The following is a 25,923-nucleotide window of genomic DNA, read 5'->3' as shown; positions in this document are numbered from 1 at the left end:
GAGAGGCAATGCAGGGCTGGGTAAAACTCGCGCGCAATATCGTCGGCGGCCTCATCCTCCTTATGCTGTTAATCATGACCCTCCTGTGGCTCTGGTCTTATCCGCCTGCGCCGGGGAAATTCTTTAACGCTGATGTGGCCGCCGGAACGGTGCCGGGGAGTTTGATCCGGGCGCAGGCTTACACGCGCGACCTGCCCGAAGGGGCGAGCGCGCGGCGCATCCTCTATACGACCACGCTGAGCGGCAGCGTGCCTGCAACGGCCAGCGCCCTGGTGGTGTGGAAGACCCTTGAGGACGAAACCACGCCGCGCCGCGTGATCCTCTGGGCCCATGGCACGCTGGGCACGGCGCCGGGGTGCGGGGCCTCGATGCAGGCCAATCCTTACGCGTATATTCCCGCCTTCCGGGAGCTTCTGGAAGAAGGCTGGGTTCTGGTGGCCAGCGACTATGCCGGCCTTACGACAGACGGGCCCCACCCTTACCTGATCGGCGACGGTGAAGCACGCTCGGTGCTCGACGCAGCCCGCGCGGCGCATGACCTTACCGATCTGACACTCTCCCTGGAGACGGTGATCTGGGGTCACTCTCAGGGCGGGCATGCGGCGCTTTGGAGCGGCATCATGGCGCGCAGCTACGCGCCGGAGCTGCAGGTTAAGGGCGTTGCCGCGCTTGCTCCGGCAACGGACCTTCCGGCTCTCCTCGCCCGGATCGAGACAACCCCGGAGGGCCGTATCTTCTCCGCCTTTGTGGCGCGCGCATATGCCGACACCTATCCAGACCTCTATTTCACCGGCATTGTGCGCAATGAGGCGCGCTGGCCGGCAAACGAGATTTCAAAGCGCTGCCTCTCCGGGGCGCGGGCGGTGGCCCCGGAGATCCTGGCAGAGAGGTTCATCGAAGGCTCGATCTTTAGGGGCGGCGACACCGCCACCAGCTTCCGCAAGCGCCTTGCCGAGAACATCCCGGCCCGAAGCATCGGCGCGCCGGTGCTGATCCTTCAGGGGCGGCGGGATGATGTGGTCAGCGCCCGGGTGCAGGCAGGCTATGCCCGGGATCGGTGCGCGGCGGGAGAGACGGTGGACTATCAGCAGTTTGACAGGCTCGACCACACTTCGATCGTGGCCGCCGATGCCCCCACCGTGCCGGTCCTCATCAAGTGGACCCAGGCGCGTTTTGCCGGGATCACCGCCCCGGCCATCTGCCCGAAATAGGTCACTCCCCCAGAAGCCAGGGATCGTTCTGGACCCGGAGCATAACCGCCATCCGGTTCTGGGCGTTGAGCTTGGAGAGAACGGCGGAGACATGATGCTCCACCGTGCGCGGCGAGCGACCAAGGGTTTCGGAAATCTCGCGGTTGGAGCATCCCTTGACGATCAGGCGCAGGACATCCTGCTCGCGCCGGGTGAGGCCTAGGGGATGTTCCCGGGCCGCCTTGTAGTTGCCACGCCGGGGGCGCGGCAGACGGCGGGTGGCGCCGAGTTCAGAGGCGCGGCGGCGGGCAAAGGCTGCGCCCGCTTCGGCGCCCATAGCCTGCAGGTCATGCACCGCCTGGCCAAGCAGGTCGCCATCATCAGTCTGCAGGCAGACAAGCGCAGCGGCATAGGGCATGCTTAGCCCCCGCCAGGCCTGCGCGGCTGGCTCGATCTTTCCTTCCAGTTCCAGCCGGAAGGGTTCCGGCAGGGCCGCCGAATCGACGCCCGGCTTCACGCAGCCCAGCCGGCGCGCCCAGACGGCGCGCTCCCCGATATTCCAGGGATGGCGGTCGCCCTCCGACAGGGCAAAGAGCGCATCGAGGTGTTCGTTTGCGAGGGTGACATTGCCCGTGAGCCAGGCATGCTCGATCAGGGTGAGGCGGGCCGGAACGATGTGCTGCAGCTCATCGGTCGCCATGGCGTCGGCATAGGCCTGCTCCATCAGGCGGGACGCTTCGGGTGCGGCAAGGCGCATCGCCGCGCGGGCCTGAACGAGCAAAGCAGGCAGGCGCACCACAAGGGTCAGGTTTTCGCGCTCGGTAATCGCCCGCGCCATGGTGACGGCGTCTTTCAGACGTCCCTGCTCCATCCGCAGGAGCGCAAGACGGCCCTGGAGATAATAGGTCCACGCATCAAGATCATTGTCGATGTCATAGGCGATGCCGCTGGCGATCACTTTTTCGGCGAGCTCGAACTGGCGGAATTCCACGGCATATTCGGAAAGGTTGGTATAGGCGCGGGCGGCGTGCTCATGCAGGTCATGGACGAGGGAAATATCGAGGCTGTCCTGCAGCATCGCGACGCCTTCCCTCCGACCCCGGAACACCAGCGCCGTTCCGATATTGTTGAGGGCATGGGCACGCAGGTCCGGCCTTGGAAAGTCTGCCTCCAGGGCGAGCGCTCGCTCCCCCCAATAGACCGCCTCCTCCATCTGGTCGTTGAGCATGTGAAGCTGAGACCGCAGCGAGTAGGCCATTGCCTGTTCGGCAGAGGGCGGAATGCTTTCCAGCACGCGGATCGCCTGATCGGCGAGGCGGGCAGCCTCCGGGGCTTCGCCGCGATACCAGTGCATGCGCGAGAGCCAGCGGAGGTTCTCGCCCACCTTGTCCTGACGCCCAAGAACCTGCCAGAGCGTGATCGCATGACGGCGGGCATTGAGCACCTCGTCATCAATCCGGGCGGCAAGCGCGCTTTCATACGCCCAGCGCTCGTGCAGCAGCGCGGCCGTTTCCACGTCTGCCTCTTCGACAAAGCGCAGAGCCGTGCCCAGATGCGCAGCCGCCTCCCGGTGGGCGCCGCTGGCGGCGGCGCGGCTTGCCGCTTCGGGCGCGATCGCCAACACGGCGGCCCCGTCCAGCGCCCCGGCCGCATGATGCACCATCTGGTCGAGCGGGGCGTTTTCGCCGAGCGCCTGAAGGGCTTCCAGAATGCGGGCATGATGGGCACGGCGCATCTTTGACGGGATGCGCTCCAGCGTGGCAATGCGGGCAATCTCGTGCCGGAAGCGGATGTCGCCGGCCGCGGAGGCCTGCAGAATGCCAGACCCTGTCAGGTCACCGGCGATCAGCGCGGCCTCTTCTCCGCCGAGTTCGAGGAAGAGTTCAGGCGGAACAGCCGCCGGAATGACACTGATAAGTTCCAGAAGTTCGCGCGCCCCGCCGGGTAGCCGGCCCTGGCGCACGGTGACCGCTTCCCGGATGGAGGCCGGCAGGCTGTGGCTCGCGCCCTGCCCGGCAGCGAGCATCTCCGATACCTGGAACGGATTTCCGGCCGTTTTCTGATAGAGCCAGTCGCCCGGCAGGCTCGCCTTGCGCGCCAGCGCGCTGACGGCTCTTGGCGAAAGACACCTCAGCGGCACCTGCGCGCGCACGGCGGGCGGCAGTTCCTCGAGGACCCGCATCAGCGGATGCTGGTCCCCCACCTCGTCATCCCGGTAGGTCAGAACGAGCAGCAGCGGCAGGAACGAGATGCGGCGGCCGAGATAGCGCAAGAGGTCCAGGGTCGCATGGTCTGCCCAGTGCATGTCTTCCCAGACCATCAGCATGGGCGCGTTTGACCAGCTCACAGTGTCGAGCACCGCGCCGAAGAGCTGCTGGCGGTCTCCGCCCTCCAGCTGCGCGCGCACGTCCGGGCCGAGCATGCCAGCCATGTCCCGTACTGGCCCGAGCGGGCGCGGGGTGAACAGCGCGTCACAGCCCCCGGCCGCCGCGCGCCAGCCGCTTGGCAGGCCTTCAAACAGGCGGCGGATGAGAGAGGTCTTGCCGATACCGGCCTCGCCGCTGACGAGAGCGACCGCGCCCTGCCCCCGGGCCGCAGCCTTGATCATCGCGCCCAGCTGTTCGAGTTCCCGTTCGCGTTCTATCAGCACCCGGATATCTCCCCCTCGCGCCCCGAATTCCCCTGAGAGGACGCGAAGACACCGAGTTTAACCGTTGATCGGCCGCAGAAAAGCTCAAAAATGGGTAGGCCGCGCCAAAATATAGGTGCCAGCACGGACGCGAGCATCCCTCAGATTTGTTAGACAAGCCTCAGCGAGTGTGGGGGAAACGCACGCGCGTCAATCAAGGGACAGGCGTTGCTCTCTCTGCCTGTCCCTTTTTCTTTTCTGTAAACTCAAGGTATTGAAACAGGATTTGCTTTCCTGGAGCAACGCCGCTCAGTCCGCCGGCGGGCCGGTCCAGAGGCTGCGGGCGCCCCCGGTTTTCACAGTCATGGCCTTGCCATCGGCCTGGCGCACGGGGCGGGCCTCAGGAAAAAATCCCTCAAGGCAGTTCACATTGATTCCGTAATGATCGGGCATCGAGCGTTTCTTGTGGAACGGATAGATGCCGCACCGGGCACAGAAAAAGTGCCGGGCGACACCCGTGTTCCAGTTGTATTCGGACAGGCTTTCTTCGCCAGAAACGAGCATGAACCGATCCTCATGCACGCTGGTTATCAGCGCATTCTTCATGCGGCAGAGGGAACAGTCGCAGCGGTAAAGATCGACAAGGTCTGCTTCAATGCGGAAACGCACCGCGCCGCAATGGCAGGAACCTTGCCAGACCTCCATGCGTCAGCCCGGCGTCCACTCGGTCAGCGCGGCGTCGATCATGCTGATGGCGTCGCGCACCTGGTCGTCATCGACAACCAGCGGCGGGGCGAGACGCAGTACATTGTTGCCTGCAACGCCCGCCAGCAGGCCCTCATCGCGGCAGATGCCCTGCAGCGATTTGGGGTCTGCCTTCAGGCGCAGGCCCGTCAGAAGGCCCTTGCCGGTCACCGCTTCAACCTTGTCCGGATGGCTGTCGGCGAGGCTTTTCAGCCCCTGCTGAAGCGTGCCGGAGACGCGGCGGACATTGGCGAGGAACTCCTCGCTGGAGATGATGTCCCAGACCACATTGCCGACCGCCATCGCCAGCGGGTTACCGCCATAGGTCGAGCCATGACTGCCCGGCTGCATCGGTTCGCCGACCGCTTCGGTCATTAGGCAGGCGCCGAAGGGGAATCCCCCGCCGATGCCCTTGGCGGCGCACAGGATGTCCGGATCGGACCCGGCCGCCCACTGATAGCCCCAGAGCTGGCCGGTGCGGCCCATGCCACACTGGACCTCGTCATAGATCAGGAGGACACCGTGCTCGTTGCAAAGGTCGCGCAGGCCCTTGAGGCATTGCTCGGGCATGGCGCGCACGCCGCCCTCGCCCTGCACGGGCTCAACCAGGACCGCCGCGGCGGTGGACGCGGCGATGGCGGCTTTCAGCGCGTCATGGTCGCCCCATTCCAGATGCACGAAACCGGGAAGTTTCGGGCCGAAGCCTTCCAGATATTTCGGATTGCCGCCGGCATTGATCGCCCCGATGGAGCGTCCATGGAAGGCGCCGGTGAAGGTTATGATGTCGAGCCGCTCGGGATTGCCCGCCGCCCAGTGAAACTTGCGCGCGGCCTTGATGGCGCACTCGATCGCCTCGGTGCCCGAATTGGTGAAGAACACGCGGTCGGCAAAGGTGTCCCGGCAGATCTTGTCAGCCAGCTCCTCCTGCCCTTTCACGCGGAACATGTTGGAGGTGTGCCAGAGCTTGCCGGCCTGGTCGCGCAGGGCCTCGACCATCGCCGGATGGGCGTGGCCGAGCGCGTTGACCGCGATCCCGGCGATGAAGTCCAGGTAGCGTCGCCCGTCCTCGGTGAAGAGGTAGGCGCCTTCGCCCTGCACGAACACTTCCTCCGGCGGGCGGTAAACGGGAAGGATGTGCTGGCGGGGATCTACCATCTGGGTCTCCTCTGACATGTCGATGATCCGGGGTTTTTGTGGCGCCACGCATGGGACGGGCCGCAGGGCGAGTCAACTCAAGGCGCAGGATTACAAGGATTTAATCGAAAAACGATAAAAGCGCTTGACGTTTATCGATAAGTGCATATTGTTATTCGTGAAGCCGGGATCGGCGGCGCGGTGACAACGCCCCTCGACTCCCCCTGAACCACCGCCCTGCTGGTCTCGGCTTTCACCTCCGGCGCCCCCTCGCAACTGACCCGGAAAAGAAAAAGAGGCGCAGCTCCGTCCCCGGTCGCTACGCCTCTCCACCGTTTGCAGCGTTTCCTCCCAGAAACTTGCTTAGCCATACGGCAACGATTTCTGCGATGTGTCAAGAATGTGTCCAAAAAAAAATCAAATAGGGCGTTTTGTCCCTGCGCGGGGCTGACGCAGCAAAGAGGCTGCGATAGCCTCTGCCGCCTCGCTCCACGGCGCCCTCACCGACCGGGTCAGCGAGGCCTCACTCTTCAGGATCACCCCGTCATCGAGCACTTTGAGCCCGTTGGCCCGCAGGGTTGCGCCGGTCGTGGTAATGTCGACGATCACGTCGGCCGTCCCCGTCGCGGGCGCCGCTTCGGTCGCGCCGGCGCTTTCCACCAGGCGGTATTCGCCGACCGATTTCTGCGCAAAATACCGCCGCGTGATACGCAGGTATTTGGTCGCCACGCGCAGCCGTCGGTGATGGGCCTTGCGGAAGGCGGCGCCTGCCGCTTCGAGGTCTGCCATCGTGTCAACGTCAAACCAGGCCTGTGGCACGGCAACGACCACATCAGCCCCGCCAAAACCGAGGCGTTTCAAGACTTCAAAGTCCGAAGGACCGTCCGGGGCCTGATCATGCAGGAGGTCTTCGCCCGTCACGCCCAGGTGCAGGCTGCCATCGATGAGGCCCTGCGCAATCTCGCTGGCAGAGAGAAGCCGCACTTCGGCGTCGATGCCGTCGATCTCGGCGGTGTAGCCCCGCTCCCCACCAATCTGTCGCACGCTGTGGCCAATGCTGGCGAGCCAGTCTTCGGTCTGCTCCTTGAGGCGCCCCTTGGAGGGAATGGCAATCGTTATCCGGCTCATGATACACCTTTCCGTACACGAACCATACGGTCCGGACGAACCACGCCGCCAACCCCGGTCGCGCTGGCCCGCCGGCCCGACAGGCCAGAGAGCAGGCCGTCATACCGTCCGCCCGCCGCTACCGGCTGGGTCTCGGCAAGGCCCGGAGCCAGCACTTCAAAAACGAACCCGTCATAATAGGTGAACCGTCGGCCGAAGCCGGTGCGGAACCGTGCCGTCAGCCCGGCGGCCGGAACGCGGGCAAGCACTGCCTGCGCGCGCGCGCCAAGCGCGTCAATCGCTGCGCCTGCTCCGTCAAGCCCATGCGCCCCGGCCAGCGCCGAGAGGGACGCTGCAGCCTCTGCCAGCGGACAATCCACCTCGCGCAGGGCCTGGAGGATTTCGCGCGCGCCGGAAGTGAGCCCGCCTGCCTCAATCGCCGCCTGCCGGGCTGCAAGCCCCTCGACAATCTCCGCAAGGCTCCGCCCGCCTGCCAGCGGAATGCCGCGCGCCGCCAGCAGCGCCGACAGCGCCCCGGCCGGATCAGCCGCGTCCAGAACAGAGGCAACGTCCGGCTCCAGCGGCCGCGCCGCCGCGTCGAGCACGGCGCGCACGCCGCCCTCCTGACGGAAGGCGCGCTTGAGCAGATCCGCCGTCACGGCCGGCAGGCCGAGGGCATCGATGAAGGCGGGAAAAACCGCCAGATCGCCCATGATGACGCCCGAAGGCTGCACGCCGCAGGCCTCCACCGCGCGGTGAACCAGCGCAAAGAGCTCTGCGTCCGCGTCCGGCCCCGCCTCATAGCCGAAGCGCTCGAGCCCCACTTGCGTAAACTCAAGCTGGTCGTCGGGCGCCACCGGCTGGCGGAAAGCGCGGGCAGCATAGGTATAGGTCCGCGCGCCGCCTTCCCCGGCCTCCCGGCGCGCCGCTTCGCGCTGCGCCACAGGAAGCGTGAGATCAGGCCGCATTACCATTTCCGCGCCGCGATGATCGGTAAAGAGACAAAGCCGGGCGCGGACGGCCTCGCCCGAAAGCTCCAGCGGGATGTCCGCTGGCAGAACATAGTCTGGATCAATCGGCGTGCCGCCCGCCGCTTCAAACACAGCCCGGGCAACTGCCACCAGCGCGTCAGGCTTCATCGCTGCGCCTCGACAATGGCGCGCACCGCCTCGACCATTCCGGCGCGCGGCACTTCGATCTGGCCGGGACGGGCTTCGCGGTATTCCTCATTGGAGGAAATCGCCTTAGCTTTCTGCGCGCCGATCTCCAGATCCTTGATCGTGACCGTGCCCTTCTCGATCTCGTCGCTTCCAACGATTACCACCGCAGGTGAGTTGCGCCGGTCAGCATATTTCATCTGCGGGCGCATGCCGGAGGCGCCCATATAGGCTTCGGCGCGAACGCCGCCCCGACGCAGATCTGCCGCGAGGCCAAGCGCAATGCCAGGATTGTCCTTGTCCAGATTGAGCACCACCACCGGGCCGTCGAGCTTTCCGCCCTCGCCCATGATTGCGAGCGCTGCCGCCAGCCGCGAGATGCCGATGGAGAACCCCGTCGCAGGCACCGTCTCACCGGTGAAGCGCGCGACAAGATCATCATACCGCCCGCCCCCGCCGATGGAACCTATGCGGTAGGTCTTGCCGTCCTCCCCGGCGACTTCGCGCAGCAGCTCTGCCTCGAAGACAGGGCCGGTATAATACTCAAGCCCTCTGACCACGGATGGATCGATCTTGACATCGTCTTCCGGCGCGCCCAGCGCTTCGAGCGCCAGCGCAATGGCTTCGAGTTCGGCCAGACCCGCCTTGCCCTCTTGCGTACTGCCAATGGCCTTCGCCAGGTTGGCGAGCGTCATTGCGCGCGTGTCCGCGCCCGCCTGCGCAAAGGCGAGCACGCGTTTGACTTCTCCGGCGCCAAGCCCGGCGCCCCTGGTGAAATCCCCGCTCTCGTCCTTGCGGCCTGCGCCGAGGAGGTCTGCAACGCCCGAAGCGCCAAGCCGGTCGAGCTTGTCGAGTGCGCGCAGGATGGCGAGACGGATATCGGCGCCGGTCGCGCCAACGTCGTCGAGCACGCCATTGAGAAGGCGTCGCGTATTCACCCGGATCACAAACTCGCCGGGCTTCATGCCGATGGCGCGCAGCGCCTCAGCGCCCATCGCGATCATCTCGGCGTCCGCGTGAAAGCCCGGCGCGCCAACCGTATCGGCGTCGCATTGCCAGAATTCCCGGAACCGGCCCGGCCCTGGTTTCTCGTTGCGCCAGACCGGCCCGGCAGCATACCGGCGGAAAGGACGTCCCAGCCCCTGCCCCTGCTCGGCAACAAAGCGCGCGAGCGGCGCTGTCAGGTCATAGCGCAGCGCCATCCACTGCTCGTCATCATCCTGCAGAGAGAAAACCCCGGCATTGGGCCGGTCGGCATCGGGCAGGAACTTGCCGAGCGCGTCGGCATATTCAAACGCGCTCGTCTCAAGCGCTTCAAAGCCCCATTGGCGGTAAACTCCGGTCACTGTCTCCACCAGCCGCGCCTGGGCATGGATCAGACCCTCCCGCTTGTCCGGAAAGCCACGCGGTTTGCGGGCGAGATCCTTGCCACTGAGGGGCTGGTTTTCCTTGTCGCTCATGGTCGTCTCAGATCCTGTTGGCAGCCAGTTTGGCTATCTGGGCCCCCGCATAAACGCAGCTGCCCGGGTTGGAAAGGCGGCACAAAGGCTGGCGGAGCGCGGACCCTTCGCGGCCTGCCTCATCTGGATCGGTTCTCATGAAGGAACACTTGTCAGAGGGCGCAGCCGGACCGGTTCGCGCCTTTCCGGCGCGTCATGCGTGATGATGGTGGTGGTGCATGCCTGTGTTCATTGCGCCCGCCGATACGCAGCCGGGCAGGCAAAGTCAACCGGGGGCGGGCCATCCTGCCCCTTGCACCCGGCTGGACTTATCGGCCAAGAGGCACAGGTGAGCGATATGCCTACCCCCGCGCCCAGCCTGAAAGCGCTTGCCTCGGCCAGCTTCCGCATCGGCTGTCTCGGCTTTGGCGGGCCGGCCGGGCAGATCGCCCTGATGCACCGCATCTTCGTCGAGGAGAAACGCTGGATCAGCGAAGCCGAATATCTCCACGCCCTTAACTACTGCATGCTCCTTCCCGGGCCGGAGGCGCAGCAGCTGGCGACCTATTCCGGCTGGCGCCTCAACGGCCTCGCCGGCGGGGTGATTGCCGGGCTGCTGTTCGTGCTGCCCGGCGCGCTGATCGTGTTCGGCCTCACCTGGCTCTATGCCACCTGGGGCGCACTGCCGGTCGTTGCCGCCCTCTTCTATGGCGTGAAGGCCGCCGTGATCGGCTTCATTCTGGAGGCGCTGGTGAAGGTCGGCCGCCGGGCCCTGAAAGGGCCTCAGGATGTGGCCATCGCCGCGCTGGCCTTCCTCGCCCTATTCCTCTTCCAGCTGCCGTTTCCCCTGGTCATCGGCTTTGCCGCTGCCATCGGCCTCGCGCGCAGCCTCGGCAAGCCGCCCGCCCCGCCCCTTACCGAAGGAGCCCGCCAGAAGAGGCCCAGCGCCCGCAAGGCGTTTACCGCAGCCCTCGGCTGGGGCGCGGTCTGGACGGCGCCGCTGGTCACCGCCTTCCTGCTGCTCGGGCCAGATCATGTGCTCACCCGCGTCGGCGTGTTCTTCTCGAAGCTCGCTATGCTGACCTTTGGCGGGGCGTACACCGTGCTCGCCTATCTCCAGCAGGAAGCGGTGGAAGCCGAAGGCTGGCTCACCGCGCCGCAGATGATCGACGGCCTCGGCCTTGCCGAAACAACGCCCGGGCCGCTGGTGCTGGTCAACCAGTTCGTCGGCTTCATGGCAGGCTGGCAGAGCGAGGGCGGCGGGCTCGCGCTCGCCTTTGCCGGCGCCCTGATGGCCAGCTGGTGCACCTTCGCGCCCTCCTTCGTGTGGATCTTTGCCGGGGCGCCCTTCTCTGAGGCCCTGCGCCGCAGCCCCCTGGCAGCAGGCGTGCTCGCCGCGATCACGGCCGCCGTCTTCGGCATCATCGCCAAGGTGGCTGCCGTGTTCGGCTTCGCGGTGCTGTTTCGGGAGGCCTCCAGCAGGCTCCTGCCCTGGGGCAGCGCGCTGACCCTGCCGGACCTTGCCTCACCCGACTTCCTCGCCATCGCCATCGCGGCGGGCGCCGCCACCGCCCTCATCCGCTTCAAGACCAATATCGTTCTGGTGGTGATCGCCTGCGCCCTGGCGGGCCTTCTCAGCCTTCTCTGGTGACGCCCGCTTGACGCGGCAAGTGTCGCCTCTACCCTAGGGCGCAGTTCAGATGGTTCCGGGCCCCTCTGGCGTTTGCGGCGGCAAGCGCGATGTCGGATACCCCATGAAATTGCGCGGACGCGGCGCGCCTCCTTGAAGGTGGCACTCCCCCAATGCCCGAATTCCTGACCGTCGAATTTGCGGCGCAACCCCTATGGCTGTGGACCGCATTCCTCTCGCTGATCTGCTTCCTGCTCTGGGTCGATCTCGGCCTCCTCAACAAGAAGGACGAGGTCGTCTCCGCAAAGAAAAGCGCCGTCATGTGGGCGTGCTTCGCCTCGCTCGCCGTCGCTTTCGGCTTCTACATCTATTTCGGCTACCAGCCCGACCCGGCCTTCTACAACAGCCCGGAAAACCTAAACCAGCAGGCCGCCGTCCAGTTCGCCACCGGCTATCTCCTGGAAACCGCCCTTGCCTTTGACAACATCTTTGTCATCGGCATGGTGTTCACCTTCTTCGCCGTGCCGCGCGAATACCAGCACCGCGTGCTGTTCTGGGGCATCCTCGGCGCCATCGTCTTCCGCGGCATCTTCATTTCGCTGGGCGCAGCCATCGTCAACGAGTTCACCTGGGTCCTCTTCATTTTTGCCGCTTTCCTGCTCTACACGGGCGGCAAGATGCTGCTCTCCGGCGCGGGGGATGACGAGCCCGAAGAGCTAAACCTCCAGAACAACCCCATCCTCAAATTCCTCAAGAAGCGCCTTCGCGTCACCGACGAGATTACCAACCACAACTTCATCGTCACAAAGCCCGATCCGCTGACCGGCAAGATGACCCGCTATGCGACGCCCCTCCTGCTCGCCCTCTTGATGGTGGAAATTGTGGACATCATCTTCGCGGTCGACTCGGTGCCCGCGATCTTTGCCGTCACCCGCGACCCGTTCATCGTCTACACCTCGAACATCTTTGCCATCCTCGGCCTGCGCTCGATGTATTTCATGCTGTCAGCGGCTGTGGCGCGGTTCAGATACCTCAAATACGGCCTTGCTGGCGTGCTGGTATTGATCGGTATCAAGATCTTCTGGAACTTCCTGCTCTACAAGGAACTCCACATCGTGCCCTACCTTGAACCCCACTGGTCGCTGATGATGACCATCGCGCTCCTGGGCGGGGCGATCCTCTTCTCCCTCTGGAAGACCGGCGGGAAGGAAAGCCCTCACCAGACCTGAGGCAGACAGCCCTTCATCAGGCGCCTTCCCTGGTCCTGACGAAGGGTTTCCCCTCTTCCCGGCGCGGGATCACCTTGAAGATGCCGGTGCCGCGCATCAGCAGCTTGTCGCCCGTCCAGATACGCCCCTCGACCGTGAAGATATCATCCTGCCGGCCGACGATCACGCCCTTGCCCTCGACAAAGCTGCCAAGCGGGGCGCCGGAAACGAAGTCGCACATCAGGCGCACGGTCACCCACCAGGTGTCGTCGTCCTTCTCCACCGCCGCGCCCCAGGCCATGTCCGCGAAGGTCATCATCATGCCGCCATGGGCGTTCATCATGCCGTTGGTGTGATACTCTTCCACCCGGAAGGCGCGCATCAGGATGCCGTCTTCGCGCTTCTCGAACAGCGGGCCGATCTGGCGCCCAAATCCGCGATGCCAGGCAAGCTGGCTATAGCCTTCGGGAAGCTCTGTGGTCTGGTAGCGATTGAAATCATCTGTCATGGCCAAGCGCCATAGACCCGGCCTCTGCCCGGCGGCAAGACCTGCCTTGAAATTGCCGCAACGTTCGTCAAAAAAATTTGCCCATGACGCGCGTGGTGGCTGCTTTCATTCTTTTTTTCGCGCTGGTGTCCGGCGTGGCTGAGGCGGAGCCCCGCGCGCGCGATGAAGCCCTCGTGAGCGGCTCCATCCTCGCCGCGCAGCAACCGCTCGACGCATGCGGGGGCCGCAAGATCCTCGACAGCATCGTGCCCGACGGGCCTTTCCTGGACGCCTGCAGGTTCCACGACGCCTGCTACCGTTCCGGCGCGCTCGACCAGGGCCGCTGCGACGCGGACTTCCTAACCGACATGCAGACCGCCTGCGACGCCGACTATCCCGTCAGCCGCGCCGCGCCTCAGAACACCGCCTGCCGGGTGGCCGCCGCCACCTATCACAAGGCGGTCAATTCCCGCTTCGGCGCCCTGCTTTATCCTGGCGGGCGCACAGACGGCGCGCTTGGCCCCGTCAACCAACGCACGACCTCCGGCGGGGGCACGCCGCATCTGGAAGCCTGCAGCGAGGTGACCAACACAGCCAACCGCAAGCTGCGCTACTATCTCACCCTGCATGACGCCAAAGGTCAGTGGATCGCCACCGCCCCGGCCTTCAAATCTGCCGCGCTGCAACCGGGCGAGACCCGCAGGCTCTGCGCGGGCACAAACCTGTCCCTCTTCCGCAGCGCCGGAAACATCGGCGCCGCCTACGCCCTCACGCTGAAAGCCGACGACCCCGCCTCGCTCAACCCCTTCGGCGACCTCGTCAGCCTCGACCGCATGGACTGCGAAACGGCCACGGGTGCCTGCCGGAGAGTGGCGCCCTAGATCTCAACCATGTCGAAATCCGATTTCGGCGTGCCGCAGAGCGGGCAGATCCAGTCTTCGGGAATATCCGCCCACCGCGTACCCGGCGCGAGCCCTTCGCCCGGATCGCCGTCCTTCTCGTCATAAAGATAGCCGCAGGTGCGGCACTGCCAGGTCTTGTAGGCCTCGCTCATGTCTTGCTCCTCCCGTCCCCGCCCGGCAGGCCGAGGCGTGCCTTGAGGGATGCAATCAGGGCGTCCTGCACGGGCGCCGCATCAAAATCCGGATCGATCAGCGCCTGCATCCGCATGCCCAGCAGCGAGCAGCCTGCCAGCAGCGCTTCGGCGTCGGCGTCGGCGTCCTTTCGGATGTCGCCGCTCGCCTGCCCCCGCTCGATGAAGCTGCGGATCAGCACGCGCTCCACCTCATGGGAGCCGCGGAACGCCTCGCGCGTCTCCAGCCGGTCAGCAACAGCCGCCGCCAGCAGCATGAAATAGGTGTCGGCCTCCGCCGAGCTGCGGATCGTTTCGCAATGCAGGCGCACAAAGGCGCAGAGCGCCGTCAGACCGTCCATTTCCGACACCTGCGCATCATCAAGACTGTCAGCCTGCCACGCGTGCAGATGCGCGATCAGCGACGCGATCAGGCCTTCCTTCGATCCGAACCGCTGGGTAACGAGGCCGCGCGAGAAGCCCGCCTCCCGGCCGATGGCATCGAAAGTGGCCGCAGACACGCCCTGCCCTGCCACAACCCGGATGGCCGCGCCGAGCAGTTCGCGCCCGGACCGGTCGCGCCGCTCTGCCTGCGTGAGCCGCTGGGCGGGCGCTGCTGCTTTCATATCTGTGGCCGGGCCTGTGTCAGACATACGCACCTCTTTACATATTTGTTGGCTGTATAGCAAGTTTATGATATTGCGGGTTCAGATCGGATAACGGTGCCACGCCAGCAGCCAGTCCGGAACCGGGAGGAGAAAACCATGGCCATACCTGAACAGATTGCCCGCGAAATAGTCGATCCGAAAGCCTATGCAGACGGCAAACGCGTTGACGAAGCCTTTGCCTGGTTGCGCGCCAACGCGCCGCTCGATGTCGCCACCGTCGAGGGGTTCGATCCCTTCTGGGTGGTCACCCGCCATGCCGACATCCTCGGTATCGAGCGCCAGAATGACCTCTTTCATAACGAGGACCGCTCGGCGACGCTGACCACGATCGAGGCGGACAAGCGCGTACGCGCCATGATGGGCGGCAAGCCCAACATCCTGCGCTCGCTGGTTCAGATGGATAACCCCGACCACATGCAGTACCGGCGCCTCACCCAGGCCTGGTTCATGCCGCAGAACCTGCGCAAGCTGGAAGACCGCGTCCGCGAGATCGCCCGCGGCTTCATCGACAAGATGGCGGAGAAAGGCACCGAATGCGATTTCGCCCGCGATGTCGCCTTCCTCTATCCGCTGCACGTGATCATGGAAGTGCTTGGCGTGCCGCCTGCCGACGAGCCGCGCATGCTGAAGCTGACCCAGGAACTCTTCGGCACGCAGGACCCGGACGTGAACCGCGCAGGCAAGGAAGTCGGCAGTGCAGACGACGCCCTGGCAATGATCAATGAAACGATCGTCGACTTCATGACCTATTTCAACACCATGACCGAAGACCGCCGCCAGAACCCTCGAGAAGACCTTGCCAGTGTCATCGCCAACGGGGCCGTCTATGGCCAGCCGCTCGGCCATCTCGAAGCGATGAGCTACTACATCATAGCCGCCACCGCTGGCCATGACACCACCTCCAACACCACCGCCGGCGCGATGTGGGCGCTCGCCGAAAACCCTGACCAGTTCCGGAAGGTGAAGGACGATCTCTCGCTGATCCCATCGATGGTGGAGGAGTCGATCCGCTGGGAAACGCCGGTGAAACACTTCATGCGCACAGCCACCGATGACACCGAAATCGCCGGGCAGAAGATCGCCAGGAACGACTGGCTGTTCCTCGCCTACCCGTCGGGCAACCGCGACGAGGCCGTGTTTGACGATCCTTTCCAGTTCAAGGTTGATCGCTCGCCCAACAAGCACGTCGCCTTCGGCTATGGCGCCCATGTCTGTCTCGGCCAGCACCTCGCCCGGATGGAAATGCGCCTCCTCTGGGAAGAACTCCTCCCGCGTCTCCAGTCGGTCGAACTCTCCGGCAAACCCTCCCGCACCCAGGCCAACTTCGTCAGCGGCCCCAAATCAGTGCCGATCCGCTTCCGGATGAGTTGATATGGCCGCAGGGGCGCTGTTTGAGGACAAGCGCGCCCCTGTCCGGCTCCCGCGCGCGTCCTGATTGGCGTTAATGCCGCGCTCTGCCAGGAATTTCGCGGAAAGGTATCCGCCGGGTCTGCTTCTCACACACTAAACCCATCCTCAGGCCAATCCGGCCTTCGCCAGCGCCCCGGCCTGGCGCGCAGCTACCTTCTCCACCGAGAAGCCCGCAAGGCTCTCTTCAAACAGCTGATGGAAATTGAGCTCCGCCCCCAGCCGCAGATACGCCGCGCCCAGACCAATGGCGGCGCGGTCCATGAACACGAACTCGCGCGGGATCTTCACCGGCCCCTTCTCCTTGAGCAGCTGGCGCACCCGGAACGCTTCTTTCCGCCCGTACTCGCCCGCCGATACCCCGTCGGCCACCGTGCGTACCCTGTCGTCGATGATCGGCCCATATATGAAGCGCGCCCAGACGTTCAGCACTTCGACCAGCTCCCGCGAGAGGTTCTGGAACCCCCAGGCTTCATAAGCCGCATACGCCGCGTCAAAATCATCGTGCAGCATTGCCCGGTAGAGATCGACAACGCCCGCCACGAAGGCCGGCGGAAAGATGCGCACGCAGCCAAAGTCCAGAAGGTTGATCCCCTCCCCGCCGCCGGTCACCTGGTAATTGCCCAGATGCGGATCACCATGGATGACGGCGTAGGAGTTCATCGGCGCCCACCAGGTCCAGAACAGCATCTCGGCAATCTGGTTGCGCGCCGCCTGCGGGGCGTCCTGAAACGCGTCGAGCCGCTCCCCTTCCATCCACGTCATGGTGATCAGACGAGCGGTCGAGAGCTCCGCCACCGGCTCCGGGCAGGCAATGAAAGCCTTGCCCGCCAGCATGTCGCGGTAGAGCGCCATATGCCTGGCCTCACGGGCGTAATCGAGTTCCTCGCGCAACCGGTCGGTGATCTCCTCGACCATCTCGTCGGCATCAATCGAGCCGTCCATGCGCTTGAAAAGGCCAAGCAGCGTCCGCAGCTGGCCGATATCGGACTCCACCGCGCTCGCCATGTCCGGATATTGCAGCTTGCAGGCAACCTTCCGGCCGTCATGCAGCGTCGCCTCATGCACCTGGCCGAGCGAAGCGGCATGGCTTGCCTCCTTGCCAAACTCCGCAAACCGGCCCTCCCAGTCCGCGCCCAGTTCCGCCCGCATCCGCCGCTTCACGAAAGGCCAGCCCATCGCGGGGGCCTCGGCCTGCAGCTTGGCAAACTCGGCGGCGTATTCAGGCGGCAACAGGTCGGGCACGGTGGACACCATCTGCGCCACCTTCATCAGCGGCCCCTTGGACTTTCCCAGCGCCGCAGCCATCGCCCTTGCGATCCGCTCATCCCCCTTGTCCCCGCCGAACAGGGACTGCGCCGCAAAGGTCAGCCCCGCCCCGGACAGATTGGCGCCCACCTTGGCGGTACGGGCGATGCGCCCGGCAAGGCGGTTGCGCTCAGGATCGGAGGTATCGGAAGGATGATCGGTCATGCAGCCGATATAGGCTGTTTTCGATGCAAGGGCATCCGCCTGCGACGCTCAGCCAGTCTTATTCTGCTGATGCTCCATATAGGAGCGCAGTATCTGGTTGATCCGTGTCTGGTAGCCCCTGCCGGCATCCTTGAAGAACTCGATCACGTCGCTATCCAGCCGGATCGATACGGCCGTCTTGACCACGGGCTCAACCATCTCGATCTCAGCTGCGTCCCAGTCGATCTCCGGAAGGTTCGCATCGCCGGCGCGCCGCGCCCGGATTTCTTCGTCCGTCATCGCGCCAAGCTTCCTGAAGTCCGTCTTGCCGGACGCACGCGCCTTAGGAGGATTGAGATAGAGTTTGGTGGTAGATTGCTTGGGCATCTTTTGTTGCAACATCGGCAGCGATGAGGGTGAGGTTCCGCTCGATCCGGCAGCGCACATCGAAAACAATGTTTTCGACTTCAATGAGCGCGCGGAAGTCTCCCTGCCTGCTGATCGCCGTGCGCACATGCGGCCTGGCGAAGCCGGACTGGATGTCCTCGAAGCGGATACCGTATCTCTCGCTGTTGCGTGTGTTGTCCTCTTCAGACCAGTTGATGTCCGCATGCAGGGGGCTCGCACGGGAATGGCTTGGGCATGACAGTGACCCTTTGGTTTAAGGGTCAAACTCAGAGCCAGGGTAGCTCCAATTTCTCCTTGGGGTATTGCAGGTCCACTGCGATCAGAAATTTGTATATACAATCGTATATCAAGTCAAGCTGCAGCCCCCAGGGTGACAAAGTGTTCATGCAGGCGTATACGCCGCCCCGAGATCGCCACAATTGCTGAGGCCCCGCCCTGCATCTTTAACTGCACGTTTTCCAGACCGGCCCATCCTGTGGCCTGAACGACACGAGCCCGCAGCGACCCCTTCCACACCATAAAGACCGCGGCAGCAGAGCAGCCGCCTTCCCCCTCAAGGACCCGTCATGGCCTACAAGACCCTCATCACCGAAGTGAACACCGAGGAAGGGTACGCCCTCATCCAGATGAACCGCCCGGAGAGCCTCAACGCCCTCTGCGAGGAGATGATGAGCGAGCTGACCCAGGCGCTCGACCGGTTTGAGGCCGACGACACCGTCCTCTGTATGATCCTGACCGGCAGCAAGCGCGCCTTCTCAGGCGGCGCTGATGTCCGCGAGATCCAGGCCAAGACTTTCCCGCAGTCCTATTACGAGGACTTCATAACCCGGAACTGGGAACGCGCTGCCCGTGCCCGCAAGCCCATCATTGCAGCGGTTGGCGGCTATGCCATCGGTGGGGGCTGCGAACTTGCGATGATGTGCGACATCATCCTGGCGGGCGACAATGCCCGTTTCGGCCAGCCGGAAATCCGCCTCGGGGTGATGCCCGGCGCCGGCGCCACCCAGCGCCTGACCCGCGCGGTCGGCAAGTCCAAGGCCATGGAACTCTGCCTCACCGGCCGCATGATGGAGGCTGACGAGGCCGAACGGTGCGGCCTGGTGGCCCGGATCGTGCCTGCCGACGACCTGATGACCGAGGCCAAGGCCCTCGCCACCACCATCGCCGCCATGCCCCGCGCCGCTGCCATGATGACCAAGGAGGCCATCAATGCGGCCTTCGAAACCCCTCTTTCACAGGGGATTCAGTTCGAGAGGCGCCTGTTCCAGTCGCTGTTTGCGACCGATGACCAGAAGGAAGGCATGAAAGCCTATGTCGAAAAGCGCTCGGCCCATTTCCGGGACCGCTGACCGGCGCAGGTGAAAAGGCTGCTTTTCCGTCACGATGGCGGTTGACGCCTGCAGGCCCTTTATGTATCTCCGCGCCTTCTGCCCGAGGGAGATCCCGCCGGGCGCCAGGAGTTTGTTATGGCGAATACCCGCTCAGCCAAGAAAATGGTGCGCAAGATCGCTGCGCGCACCGATGTGAACAAAGCCCGCCGCTCGCGCGTGCGCACTTTCGTTCGCAAGGTCGAGGAAGCGATTGCATCCGGTGACAAGTCTGCTGCTCAGGAAGCCCTTAAAGTGGCCCAGCCTGAGATCATGCGCTCCGTGACCAAAGGCGTGACCCACAAGAATACCGCTTCCCGCAAGGTTTCGCGCCTTTCGGCCCGCGTCAAGGCAATGGCCTGAGGCCAGCGCAAGGCCCGCTGCCGGCTTTTCCCGGGCAGCTGAAAAGACAGCCCGCCTGGTAACGCGCCTGGCGGGTTTTTCTTTCGGCTTTTCAGCGCGCCCCTGTAGATTTCTCATTATGATTGCAAATCCGTCACTCCGGCCCGATGGGCCTGGAGCGGACTTAATGATGCCGTGACAGGGGCGCCGCCCGCTCATGTTGCAGCCCTGCCAGAGGGACATCAAAAAAACTGTATTCCACAGGCCATGGAAAGCTTTCCGTATTGACAGAACAAATGCGAACATAAGTAAGCGAACGATCACTTCAAAAAATTTTGCAGATGCCAGTCATATGAATCTCTGCCGTTTTTTTTTCAGGTACCCGGTTGTCAACACGCCAAATGCGGCTGTCAAATAAAGTTAGTACTTGCCAGAAAAATCCCCCGGGAATAATTTCTCCATACCAGCCAATTTAGTCCCGGTACAGAGTTTTTTGTGTTTCAGGCGGGGGCCTGCCGGGTGTGTCGTGTACTGGCTGTAATGAGCGATCATAATTAGAAACGGGGCTCGGTGATGGACCGAAACGAAACAACTGTCTCGCCATTTGGAATTGAGACGACACAGGGCGGTGACGCCTATGAAGCGACAGGTCAGATGATTTGGAATGATGTACGCGATGTCCTGCGGGACAAAGTGGCCGGTTCCGAATTCTCCCGCTGGATCGAGGACCTGCGCCTCGTCGCCGAACATGACGGCGCGATGATTCTGGCCGCACGTGATCTGCTCGCATTCGACCGCGTCAGCAGCCAGCATCTGCGCGTGATCGAGAAGCTGTGGGCGGCCGCTGACCCGGCAGAGCGCACGCTGAAACTTGTCTGCTGGCGCAATGCGCCCTCCGATCTGCGCGACCTCGTCAACGACCCCTGGGCGGCTCCGGCTGTTCAGGTGCAGGAAGCGCCACAGGCTGCCGTTTCGACCGGCGCAGGCCCGGCCATGACGTTCGACACGCTCGTCACCGGCCCGTCCAACGAGATCGCCGTGACGATGGCAAAGCGCATCGCGGCCGGCCTCCCGGCCGGCACAGCAACGACCTTGATCTACGGGCCTCCGGGCACCGGCAAGACACATCTGATGCAGGCACTCCGTCAGGAGACCGCCCGCCGCGACCCGGCGCGCAAGATCGTCTATCTGACGGCGGAGGAATTCATGTCGGCCTATCTCGACGGCGTCAAAGCGCGCGACACGGGCGATCTGAAAAAGCGCCTGCGCGCCGCCTCCATCCTGCTGATCGACGACCTGCACCGCATCGCCGGCAAGCCTGGCACCGAGGCAGAGCTCTATCAGAACATCCGCGAAGTGACCTCCAATGGCGGTCAGGTTGTCCTGGTCGGCGACTCTGCCCCGGGTGAAACGGCCGGCTTTGGCCAGCGCATGCGCAGCGAGATCAAGGGTGCCACCGCCGTTGAGGTCGCCCTGCCCGATTCCGGCATGCGCCTGGAAATCCTGACGCGCCTTGCCGGCCACATTGCCGAAACCCATCCGGCCTTCGTGCTGACCGAGGAGATGATGCAGCGCCTCAACAACGGCATCCGCGGTCCCGGCCGCGAGCTTACCGGCGCCGTGTGGAGCCTCTACACGGAGGCCGGCTTCGGCGAGCGGGCGCCAACGATGGAGATGCTTGACCGCATCATCCGCCGTCATGCCGGCGAGCAGCGCGAGCCTTCGATCGAGGTGATCAAGCGGGCAACGCTGAAAGTCTTCCCGATCGCGAAATCCGATCTGGAAGGCCCCAGCAAGATGCGTGGCTTTGTCTATCCGCGCCAGATTGCGATGTATCTCTGCCGCACCATGACCCGGAAATCCTTCCCGCAGATCGGCCGCGCCTTCGGCAAACGCGATCACACAACGGTCCTTTACGCCTATCGGCGTATGGATGGGGACCTCGGCAAGGACCAGGAACTGGCCTGCGACATTTCAAAGGTTCAGGCCGTCATCCACGAGTTGATGGAAAGCGGACAAATCTGAGCCATTTTGAGCGCACGGGCTGCCGGGCGCTTGGCTTTTCCTGCAACTTCGTTAAGGCTCATCAGCCCGCTCCTGCCCGGAGCGGGCTGATTCCCGCCTTGCCTGGTGGAGCAGACTCCAGACAGAAACCGGCGATGACGACGCAGCGGAGCCCGGCCGGCTCCTTGAAGAACGGATGAGACGATGAAACTGACGATCGAACGCGGAGACCTTCTGGACGCCCTCAGCCATGTCCAGAACATTGTCGAGCGCCGGACGACGATTCCGATCCTCTCCAACGTCCTGCTGGAGGCCACCAAGGGCGCGCTGAAACTCACCGCGACCGACCTCGACATCGAAGCGGTAGACTCCGCCGAGGCGAAGGTTTCCAAGCCCGGCTCGGTCACCGCCCCGGCCGGCACGCTATTCGATGTGGTGCGCAAGCTGCCCTCGGGCGCCGAGGTCGAGCTTGAGCTCAACCCGGAGTCCCAGCGCCTGACCATCACCGCCGGTCGCTCGATGTTCGAACTGCCGACCCTTCCGGCCGCCGACTTCCAGACCATGACGCCCGATGAGGGCGCCGTCAGCTTCAAGATCGCGGCGAAGGACTTCGCCCGCCTGATCGACAAGACCCGCTTTGCCATCTCCACCGAAGAGACCCGCTACTATCTCAACGGCATCTTCCTGCACGCCGCCAAGGCCGATGATGGCTCTGCTGTACTGCGCACCGTTGCCACCGATGGCCACCGCCTCGCCCTGGCCGAGCTCAAAGCGCCCAAGGGCGCCGAAAAGCTCACCGGCGTGATCGTGCCGCGCAAGACCGTCGGTGAAGCCCGCCGCCTCGTCGATGGCCTCGACGAAGACGTCGAGATCGAAGTCTCCGACACCAAGATCATCCTGCGCGCCGGCCGCGCCGTGCTCACCTCCAAGCTCATCGACGGTTCCTTCCCGGACTATGCCCGGGTCATTCCCAAAGGGAACGACAAGAAGATGACTGTCGATAACAAGGCCTTCGAGGCCGCTGTTGACCGCGTCTCGACCGTTTCGGCCGAACGTTCGCGCTCGGTGAAGCTCTCGGTCTCCAATGGCCGGCTTACCCTGGCGGTGAACCATGCCGAAACCGGCGCGGGCAATGAAGAGATCGAAGCAGAGTATGAGGCCGATCCGATGGAAATCGGCTTCAACGCCAAATACCTGCTCGACATCGCCAGCCAGATTGAATCGCCCGATGTGGAGTTCATGTTCAACGACCCGGCCTCGCCCGCCCTGGTGCTCGACCCATCCGACGGCTCGGCCCGCTTTGTGGTGATGCCGCTGCGGGTGTAGGACATGGAAGCAGGCCGCCGCATCTTCATGGGCGGCGCGCTCGCCACAGCTGCGCTCGCCGGATTGCCCGGCCATGCGGAACCAAGGGAGACGGGCATGTACGGCCTGATCGGCAAGTTCATTGCAGCAGACGGCAAGCGAGACGAGCTTATCGGCTACCTGCTGGAGGGCCTGCGCGACATGCCCGGCTGCCTCAGCTACATCGTGGCCAGCGATCCGGCGGATGAAACCACCATCTGGGTCACAGAAGCCTGGACCGATGCCGGCAGCCATAAGGCCTCCCTCGCCCTGCCGCAGGTTCAGGCCGCTATCGGGAAAGCCCGGCCTCTTATTGCAGGCATGGAACGCATCGCCGAGACAACGCCACAGGGCGGGCACGGACTTCCCTCCGGCAGCTGAGACGGCATGACCGCCCTGACCCGCCTCAGCCTGACGGACTTCCGCAATTATGCGGGCCTCACCCTGCGCCTCGATGGGCGCCATGTCTGCCTCTATGGGGCCAATGGCGCGGGCAAGACGAACCTACTGGAAGCCGTCAGCCAGTTCGGGCCCGGCCGGGGCCTGCGCAGCGCGCAGCTCTCAGAGATGACCCGGCGCGATGCCCCCGGCGGCTGGGCGCTCGCCGCCACGCTGGACGACGAGCAGAAGATCTCGATCCATCTCGACGGGGCAGGCAGCGCCAAGCGCAATGTCCGCATCGATGGCGCCTCAGCTTCGCCGGGCGACCTTGCCGAACGCGTCCGCATCGTCTGGCTCACCCCGGCAATGGACGGGGTATTCCGCGGCGGCGCGTCTGACCGGCGCCGCTTCTTCGACAGGCTGGTGATGGCCCACCTCCCCGCTCATGGCAAAGCCGCCGCCCGCTATGACAAGGCGCTGGCCGAACGCAACGCCCTGATCGAGCGCGGCCATGTCGATCCCGCCTGGGCCGACGCCATCGAGGCGCGCCTGGCTGAAGCCGGCACCGAAATGGCCATCAACCGCGCCATTGTTCTCGAAGCCCTGCAGATCGCCATCGACGCCCGCCCCGAAGGCCATTTCCCGAAAGCCGATCTCACCCTGGAAGGCGCTGCTGAAGCCGCTGCCCTCAAGGGGGAAGACTTCCGAACCATCTTCGACCTGTTGGTCGACGCCTATCACAGCGGCCGCCGCCGAGACATCGGCGCAGGCCGTACCCTGTCGGGCCCCCACCGCACAGACCTCACCGTCATCCACCGCCCGACCGCCGCGCCAGCCGGCGAAGCCTCAACCGGCCAGCAGAAAGCACTGCTGATCGGGCTGGTGCTCGCCTCGGCAACCGCCCTCTCGGCAGGCGGCTCGGGCCCTTCGCCCCTGCTGCTGCTGGATGAAGCCGCCGCCCACCTTGATCCGGACCGACGCGCCGCCCTCTTCGACGAACTCACGGTTCTGGGCGGGCAGGCCTGGCTCACAGGCACAGAGGCCTTCCTCTTCGAAGCCTTCGGCGACCGCGCCCAGCGCATCCATATCACCGAAGGCGCCGCAGCCCTGTCGGACTAACGATTGGCGTCGAGCCAGGCTCTAAGCTTTTCCAGCGCCGGCAGGACGCCAGTAACTTCCGCTGGAGTCAGCACGCCCAGCAGCGGCGCAATATCCGGCATCAGCGCACCAAGCGAAGCCTCTCGCGCAGACCGCCCGGCCGCCGTCAGGAAAACACGCTTCGATCGCGCATCCTCCGTATCCGGCTCTATGCGGATGAACCCCTTCGCCTCCAGCTTCTGCAGCGTGCTGGTCATCGTGCCACGTGTCACCTGAAAGGCGGCGGCAAGACGCGCCGGGGTCCAGCCATCGCCCAGACGCATGCAGTGATGCAGCAGGCTGAACTGCGCGACAGTGAGACCATGGGGCAACGCGCGCTCGAAGCGGTTCCCCGATAGCTGGGCAAGAATCCCGATCTCGGTGAAGAGGCGGAAGTAAAGGTCCGGCGTTGGTGGCAGAGGCGCAGATGCAGGACCAGGCGGTGCGGCGCGTTTGGGCATCAGGTCTCCGTTAACAGATGGGCAGTGAGCCCCCTGCGGGGCGAGGGTCCGACACGGCCGGCATAGCCGACCCGCACCAGCATCTGCAAACGCCGGCCGTCACCGATCAGTTCATGCACCTCGCCGAAGAGATCAGCCATCTCCGGATATTCCTGCAGGGCCTGGCTCCAGGGATGCAGCGCAAGTCCGAGCGCCTCGGCCTGCAATGCGAGGCGCATATAGGCGCGCCCGGACGCAAGCTCGCCTTCCCGGTTTTGCCCGTCATTGGCGATCCAGGCGAAAGCACGCGCCGAGGCTGCCAATGGCCGGAACATGTCCAGCCCCTGCTTAAATGCCTGCGAGTCCGGGTCCGCCAGCGTCTCGCGCGTAAGAATGCCAGCGGCGCTCAACGCGCCCAGCATCGGGCCCTCCATCGACAGGCCATCGCGATGGCGCGCGACTTCCGCTGGACCGATGCGCATCACATCGACGCTCTCCTGCCAGGTCGCGGGTGTACGCACCTCAAGCTCATGCGCGCGCCAGGTCAGGTCCCGCAGCGCAGCGGCCGTCTCGCCCTCCCCGATAGCGTCGGCGAAGAGCCCGTAAACCGAGGCAGCCGCGGCCAGCGTCGCCAGATCTCCGGCGCTGACCTCGCGGTCGTCAAAAGCGGTGCGATTGGTGCGGCGGGAAAGCGCAGACCCAAAGAGCGCATCGGGCACTGCGGCGCCCGCCCGAAACACCACCCGCGCCACCGGTCGCGCGTCCAGCCGGCCGGCCATATCCGGCGCGCCCTCCGGAAACGGCGTGATGTCGGCGGCGTAGCCCTCCTCGGCGGCGGCCAGAGCGAGCAGTTCAAGAAAGCAGCCATGCCCGAGCAGGATCTGCCGGTCGAACGGATCGGTCTCCGGCAGGCGGCGCTCAAGATCGCAATAGAGGAGGAGGCTGTCTTCACCGACGAGCTCGACCAGCCAGGGCTGGGTGTTGTGCGGGTTGGGCGCCAGCAGCGCATAGGAGAGGAACCGGCGGCGATACTCGGCCTCCTGTCCCGCGTCCCGCCAGGCCGCCCGCGCCGCATGGCTTGGCTGGTTCAGCGCGGCAAAGGTGCCCGCCCCCACCGCGGCGAGCACAATCCCGCCGCCAATCAGTTTCAAAACACCGCGCCGGGAGGCCATGACA

At 64.6% G+C, this 25,923-nt stretch carries 24 protein-coding genes; 11 read left to right on the top strand and 13 right to left on the bottom strand.

The window, feature by feature from the left end:
* Positions 1 to 8: 8 nt before the first annotated feature.
* Positions 9 to 1,211, top strand: a complete 1,203-nt coding sequence (locus KG722_RS13715; RefSeq protein WP_213272475.1) for a lipase family protein — start codon at positions 9 to 11, stop codon at positions 1,209 to 1,211.
* A 1-nt stretch (position 1,212) separates the two neighbouring features.
* Here the strand turns inward: KG722_RS13715 and KG722_RS13710 are convergent, their stop codons facing one another.
* From KG722_RS13710 to hisS, 6 genes are all read right to left on the bottom strand, one after another.
* Positions 1,213 to 3,840, bottom strand: coding sequence for an AAA family ATPase (locus tag KG722_RS13710; protein WP_213272474.1), 2,628 nt, complete (start codon positions 3,838 to 3,840; stop codon positions 1,213 to 1,215).
* A gap of 288 nt (positions 3,841 to 4,128) precedes the next feature.
* Complete coding sequence (locus tag KG722_RS13705) at positions 4,129 to 4,488, bottom strand: GFA family protein (protein WP_213272472.1); 360 nt, start codon at positions 4,486 to 4,488, stop codon at positions 4,129 to 4,131.
* Positions 4,489 to 4,527: 39 nt separating this feature from the next.
* The gene (locus KG722_RS13700) at positions 4,528 to 5,718 is read right to left on the bottom strand and encodes an aspartate aminotransferase family protein (protein ID WP_213272470.1); all 1,191 of its coding nucleotides are present in this window, start codon (positions 5,716 to 5,718) and stop codon (positions 4,528 to 4,530) included.
* 396 nt (positions 5,719 to 6,114) lie between these two features.
* A complete protein-coding gene (hisG, locus tag KG722_RS13695; protein WP_213272468.1) occupies positions 6,115 to 6,825 on the bottom strand; it encodes an ATP phosphoribosyltransferase in 711 nt (236 codons plus the stop codon).
* Positions 6,822 to 7,943, bottom strand: coding sequence for an ATP phosphoribosyltransferase regulatory subunit (locus tag KG722_RS13690; RefSeq protein WP_213272466.1), 1,122 nt, complete (start codon positions 7,941 to 7,943; stop codon positions 6,822 to 6,824). Before KG722_RS13690 ends, hisG begins: the two co-directional genes overlap by 4 nt.
* Positions 7,940 to 9,421, bottom strand: coding sequence for a histidine--tRNA ligase (gene hisS / locus KG722_RS13685; RefSeq protein WP_213272464.1), 1,482 nt, complete (start codon positions 9,419 to 9,421; stop codon positions 7,940 to 7,942). Before hisS ends, KG722_RS13690 begins: the two co-directional genes overlap by 4 nt.
* Positions 9,422 to 9,758: 337 nt before the next feature.
* On the opposite strand from hisS, the gene chrA reads away from it, so the two are divergent.
* Together chrA and KG722_RS13675 are read left to right on the top strand one after the other, a co-directional pair.
* Positions 9,759 to 11,051, top strand: coding sequence for a chromate efflux transporter (chrA, locus tag KG722_RS13680; protein ID WP_300998561.1), 1,293 nt, complete (start codon positions 9,759 to 9,761; stop codon positions 11,049 to 11,051).
* 152 nt (positions 11,052 to 11,203) lie between these two features.
* Positions 11,204 to 12,259: a TerC family protein gene (locus KG722_RS13675; protein WP_213272460.1), complete on the top strand. Its 1,056-nt coding sequence runs from the start codon at positions 11,204 to 11,206 to the stop codon at positions 12,257 to 12,259.
* Positions 12,260 to 12,275: 16 nt separating this feature from the next.
* Here the strand turns inward: KG722_RS13675 and KG722_RS13670 are convergent, their stop codons facing one another.
* Positions 12,276 to 12,746, bottom strand: a complete 471-nt coding sequence (locus KG722_RS13670) for a PaaI family thioesterase (protein ID WP_213272458.1) — start codon at positions 12,744 to 12,746, stop codon at positions 12,276 to 12,278.
* 83 nt (positions 12,747 to 12,829) lie between these two features.
* On the opposite strand from KG722_RS13670, the gene KG722_RS13665 reads away from it, so the two are divergent.
* Positions 12,830 to 13,606, top strand: coding sequence for a hypothetical protein (locus KG722_RS13665; RefSeq protein ID WP_213272456.1), 777 nt, complete (start codon positions 12,830 to 12,832; stop codon positions 13,604 to 13,606).
* Here KG722_RS13665 and KG722_RS13660 read toward each other — a convergent pair.
* Both KG722_RS13660 and KG722_RS13655 read right to left on the bottom strand, forming a co-directional pair.
* The gene (locus KG722_RS13660; protein WP_213272454.1) at positions 13,603 to 13,779 is read right to left on the bottom strand and encodes a rubredoxin; all 177 of its coding nucleotides are present in this window, start codon (positions 13,777 to 13,779) and stop codon (positions 13,603 to 13,605) included. The genes KG722_RS13665 and KG722_RS13660 overlap by 4 nt on opposite strands.
* A complete protein-coding gene (locus KG722_RS13655) occupies positions 13,776 to 14,450 on the bottom strand; it encodes a TetR/AcrR family transcriptional regulator (protein WP_213272452.1) in 675 nt (224 codons plus the stop codon). Before KG722_RS13655 ends, KG722_RS13660 begins: the two co-directional genes overlap by 4 nt.
* 111 nt (positions 14,451 to 14,561) lie before the next feature.
* On the opposite strand from KG722_RS13655, the gene KG722_RS13650 reads away from it, so the two are divergent.
* The gene (locus KG722_RS13650; protein ID WP_213272450.1) at positions 14,562 to 15,836 is read left to right on the top strand and encodes a cytochrome P450; all 1,275 of its coding nucleotides are present in this window, start codon (positions 14,562 to 14,564) and stop codon (positions 15,834 to 15,836) included.
* A gap of 144 nt (positions 15,837 to 15,980) precedes the next feature.
* Here KG722_RS13650 and KG722_RS13645 read toward each other — a convergent pair whose 3' ends face one another.
* Complete coding sequence (locus KG722_RS13645; RefSeq protein WP_213272448.1) at positions 15,981 to 17,345, bottom strand: AarF/UbiB family protein; 1,365 nt, start codon at positions 17,343 to 17,345, stop codon at positions 15,981 to 15,983.
* Positions 17,346 to 17,393: 48 nt separating this feature from the next.
* Entirely contained in the window at positions 17,394 to 17,711 is a 318-nt protein-coding gene (locus KG722_RS13640; protein WP_213272446.1) for a BrnA antitoxin family protein, read from the bottom strand.
* 587 nt (positions 17,712 to 18,298) lie between these two features.
* Here KG722_RS13640 and KG722_RS13635 point away from each other — a divergent pair.
* From KG722_RS13635 to recF, 6 genes are all read left to right on the top strand, one after another.
* The gene (locus KG722_RS13635) at positions 18,299 to 19,081 is read left to right on the top strand and encodes an enoyl-CoA hydratase-related protein (protein ID WP_213272444.1); all 783 of its coding nucleotides are present in this window, start codon (positions 18,299 to 18,301) and stop codon (positions 19,079 to 19,081) included.
* A gap of 117 nt (positions 19,082 to 19,198) precedes the next feature.
* Positions 19,199 to 19,462 (top strand): 30S ribosomal protein S20, encoded by a 264-nt coding sequence (gene rpsT, locus KG722_RS13630; RefSeq protein ID WP_213272442.1) that lies wholly within the window; start codon positions 19,199 to 19,201, stop codon positions 19,460 to 19,462.
* Between the two features lie 552 nt (positions 19,463 to 20,014).
* A complete protein-coding gene (locus tag KG722_RS13625) occupies positions 20,015 to 21,466 on the top strand; it encodes a chromosomal replication initiator protein DnaA (protein WP_213272440.1) in 1,452 nt (483 codons plus the stop codon).
* A gap of 183 nt (positions 21,467 to 21,649) precedes the next feature.
* Positions 21,650 to 22,771 carry a DNA polymerase III subunit beta gene (gene dnaN, locus KG722_RS13620; protein WP_213272438.1) on the top strand — a complete coding sequence of 374 codons (1,122 nt, stop codon included), beginning with the start codon at positions 21,650 to 21,652 and terminating at the stop codon, positions 22,769 to 22,771.
* Between the two features lie 3 nt (positions 22,772 to 22,774).
* Positions 22,775 to 23,170, top strand: a complete 396-nt coding sequence (locus tag KG722_RS13615) for a putative quinol monooxygenase (RefSeq protein ID WP_300998519.1) — start codon at positions 22,775 to 22,777, stop codon at positions 23,168 to 23,170.
* 6 nt (positions 23,171 to 23,176) lie between these two features.
* The gene (gene recF / locus KG722_RS13610; protein WP_213272436.1) at positions 23,177 to 24,289 is read left to right on the top strand and encodes a DNA replication/repair protein RecF; all 1,113 of its coding nucleotides are present in this window, start codon (positions 23,177 to 23,179) and stop codon (positions 24,287 to 24,289) included.
* Here the strand turns inward: recF and KG722_RS13605 are convergent.
* Positions 24,286 to 24,768 carry a MarR family transcriptional regulator gene (locus KG722_RS13605; RefSeq protein ID WP_213272434.1) on the bottom strand — a complete coding sequence of 161 codons (483 nt, stop codon included), beginning with the start codon at positions 24,766 to 24,768 and terminating at the stop codon, positions 24,286 to 24,288. The genes recF and KG722_RS13605 overlap by 4 nt on opposite strands.
* Positions 24,768 to 25,919, bottom strand: coding sequence for a hypothetical protein (locus KG722_RS13600; protein ID WP_213272432.1), 1,152 nt, complete (start codon positions 25,917 to 25,919; stop codon positions 24,768 to 24,770). The genes KG722_RS13605 and KG722_RS13600 overlap by 1 nt, the downstream gene beginning before the upstream one ends.
* Between the last annotated feature and the right edge of the window lie 4 nt (positions 25,920 to 25,923).

It is taken from the genome of Hyphomonas sp., assembly GCF_018402285.1.
In the GTDB taxonomy this organism is placed as follows: Bacteria; Pseudomonadota; Alphaproteobacteria; order Caulobacterales; family Hyphomonadaceae; genus Hyphomonas.
This window is presented reverse-complemented; position numbering and strand designations above follow the sequence as displayed.

Excerpts from the sequence above, each read along its gene's own strand:
- KG722_RS13635 (WP_213272444.1), top strand. The coding sequence starts at position 18,299 with ATGGCCTACAAGACCCTCATCACCGAAGTGAACACCGAGGAAGGGTAC.
- hisS (WP_213272464.1), bottom strand. The coding sequence starts at position 9,421 with ATGAGCGACAAGGAAAACCAGCCCCTCAGTGGCAAGGATCTCGCCCGC.
- KG722_RS13665 (WP_213272456.1), top strand. The coding sequence starts at position 12,830 with ATGACGCGCGTGGTGGCTGCTTTCATTCTTTTTTTCGCGCTGGTGTCC.
- KG722_RS13640 (WP_213272446.1), bottom strand. The coding sequence starts at position 17,711 with ATGCCCAAGCAATCTACCACCAAACTCTATCTCAATCCTCCTAAGGCG.
- KG722_RS13655 (WP_213272452.1), bottom strand. The coding sequence starts at position 14,450 with ATGTCTGACACAGGCCCGGCCACAGATATGAAAGCAGCAGCGCCCGCC.
- KG722_RS13700 (WP_213272470.1), bottom strand. The coding sequence starts at position 5,718 with ATGGTAGATCCCCGCCAGCACATCCTTCCCGTTTACCGCCCGCCGGAG.
- KG722_RS13675 (WP_213272460.1), top strand. The coding sequence starts at position 11,204 with ATGCCCGAATTCCTGACCGTCGAATTTGCGGCGCAACCCCTATGGCTG.
- KG722_RS13625 (WP_213272440.1), top strand. The coding sequence starts at position 20,015 with ATGGACCGAAACGAAACAACTGTCTCGCCATTTGGAATTGAGACGACA.
- KG722_RS13600 (WP_213272432.1), bottom strand. The coding sequence starts at position 25,919 with ATGGCCTCCCGGCGCGGTGTTTTGAAACTGATTGGCGGCGGGATTGTG.
- KG722_RS13650 (WP_213272450.1), top strand. The coding sequence starts at position 14,562 with ATGGCCATACCTGAACAGATTGCCCGCGAAATAGTCGATCCGAAAGCC.
- rpsT (WP_213272442.1), top strand. The coding sequence starts at position 19,199 with ATGGCGAATACCCGCTCAGCCAAGAAAATGGTGCGCAAGATCGCTGCG.
- KG722_RS13605 (WP_213272434.1), bottom strand. The coding sequence starts at position 24,768 with ATGCCCAAACGCGCCGCACCGCCTGGTCCTGCATCTGCGCCTCTGCCA.
- KG722_RS13615 (WP_300998519.1), top strand. The coding sequence starts at position 22,775 with ATGGAAGCAGGCCGCCGCATCTTCATGGGCGGCGCGCTCGCCACAGCT.
- KG722_RS13660 (WP_213272454.1), bottom strand. The coding sequence starts at position 13,779 with ATGAGCGAGGCCTACAAGACCTGGCAGTGCCGCACCTGCGGCTATCTT.
- KG722_RS13645 (WP_213272448.1), bottom strand. The coding sequence starts at position 17,345 with ATGACCGATCATCCTTCCGATACCTCCGATCCTGAGCGCAACCGCCTT.
- KG722_RS13670 (WP_213272458.1), bottom strand. The coding sequence starts at position 12,746 with ATGACAGATGATTTCAATCGCTACCAGACCACAGAGCTTCCCGAAGGC.
- dnaN (WP_213272438.1), top strand. The coding sequence starts at position 21,650 with ATGAAACTGACGATCGAACGCGGAGACCTTCTGGACGCCCTCAGCCAT.
- KG722_RS13715 (WP_213272475.1), top strand. The coding sequence starts at position 9 with ATGCAGGGCTGGGTAAAACTCGCGCGCAATATCGTCGGCGGCCTCATC.
- KG722_RS13690 (WP_213272466.1), bottom strand. The coding sequence starts at position 7,943 with ATGAAGCCTGACGCGCTGGTGGCAGTTGCCCGGGCTGTGTTTGAAGCG.
- chrA (WP_300998561.1), top strand. The coding sequence starts at position 9,759 with ATGCCTACCCCCGCGCCCAGCCTGAAAGCGCTTGCCTCGGCCAGCTTC.
- hisG (WP_213272468.1), bottom strand. The coding sequence starts at position 6,825 with ATGAGCCGGATAACGATTGCCATTCCCTCCAAGGGGCGCCTCAAGGAG.
- recF (WP_213272436.1), top strand. The coding sequence starts at position 23,177 with ATGACCGCCCTGACCCGCCTCAGCCTGACGGACTTCCGCAATTATGCG.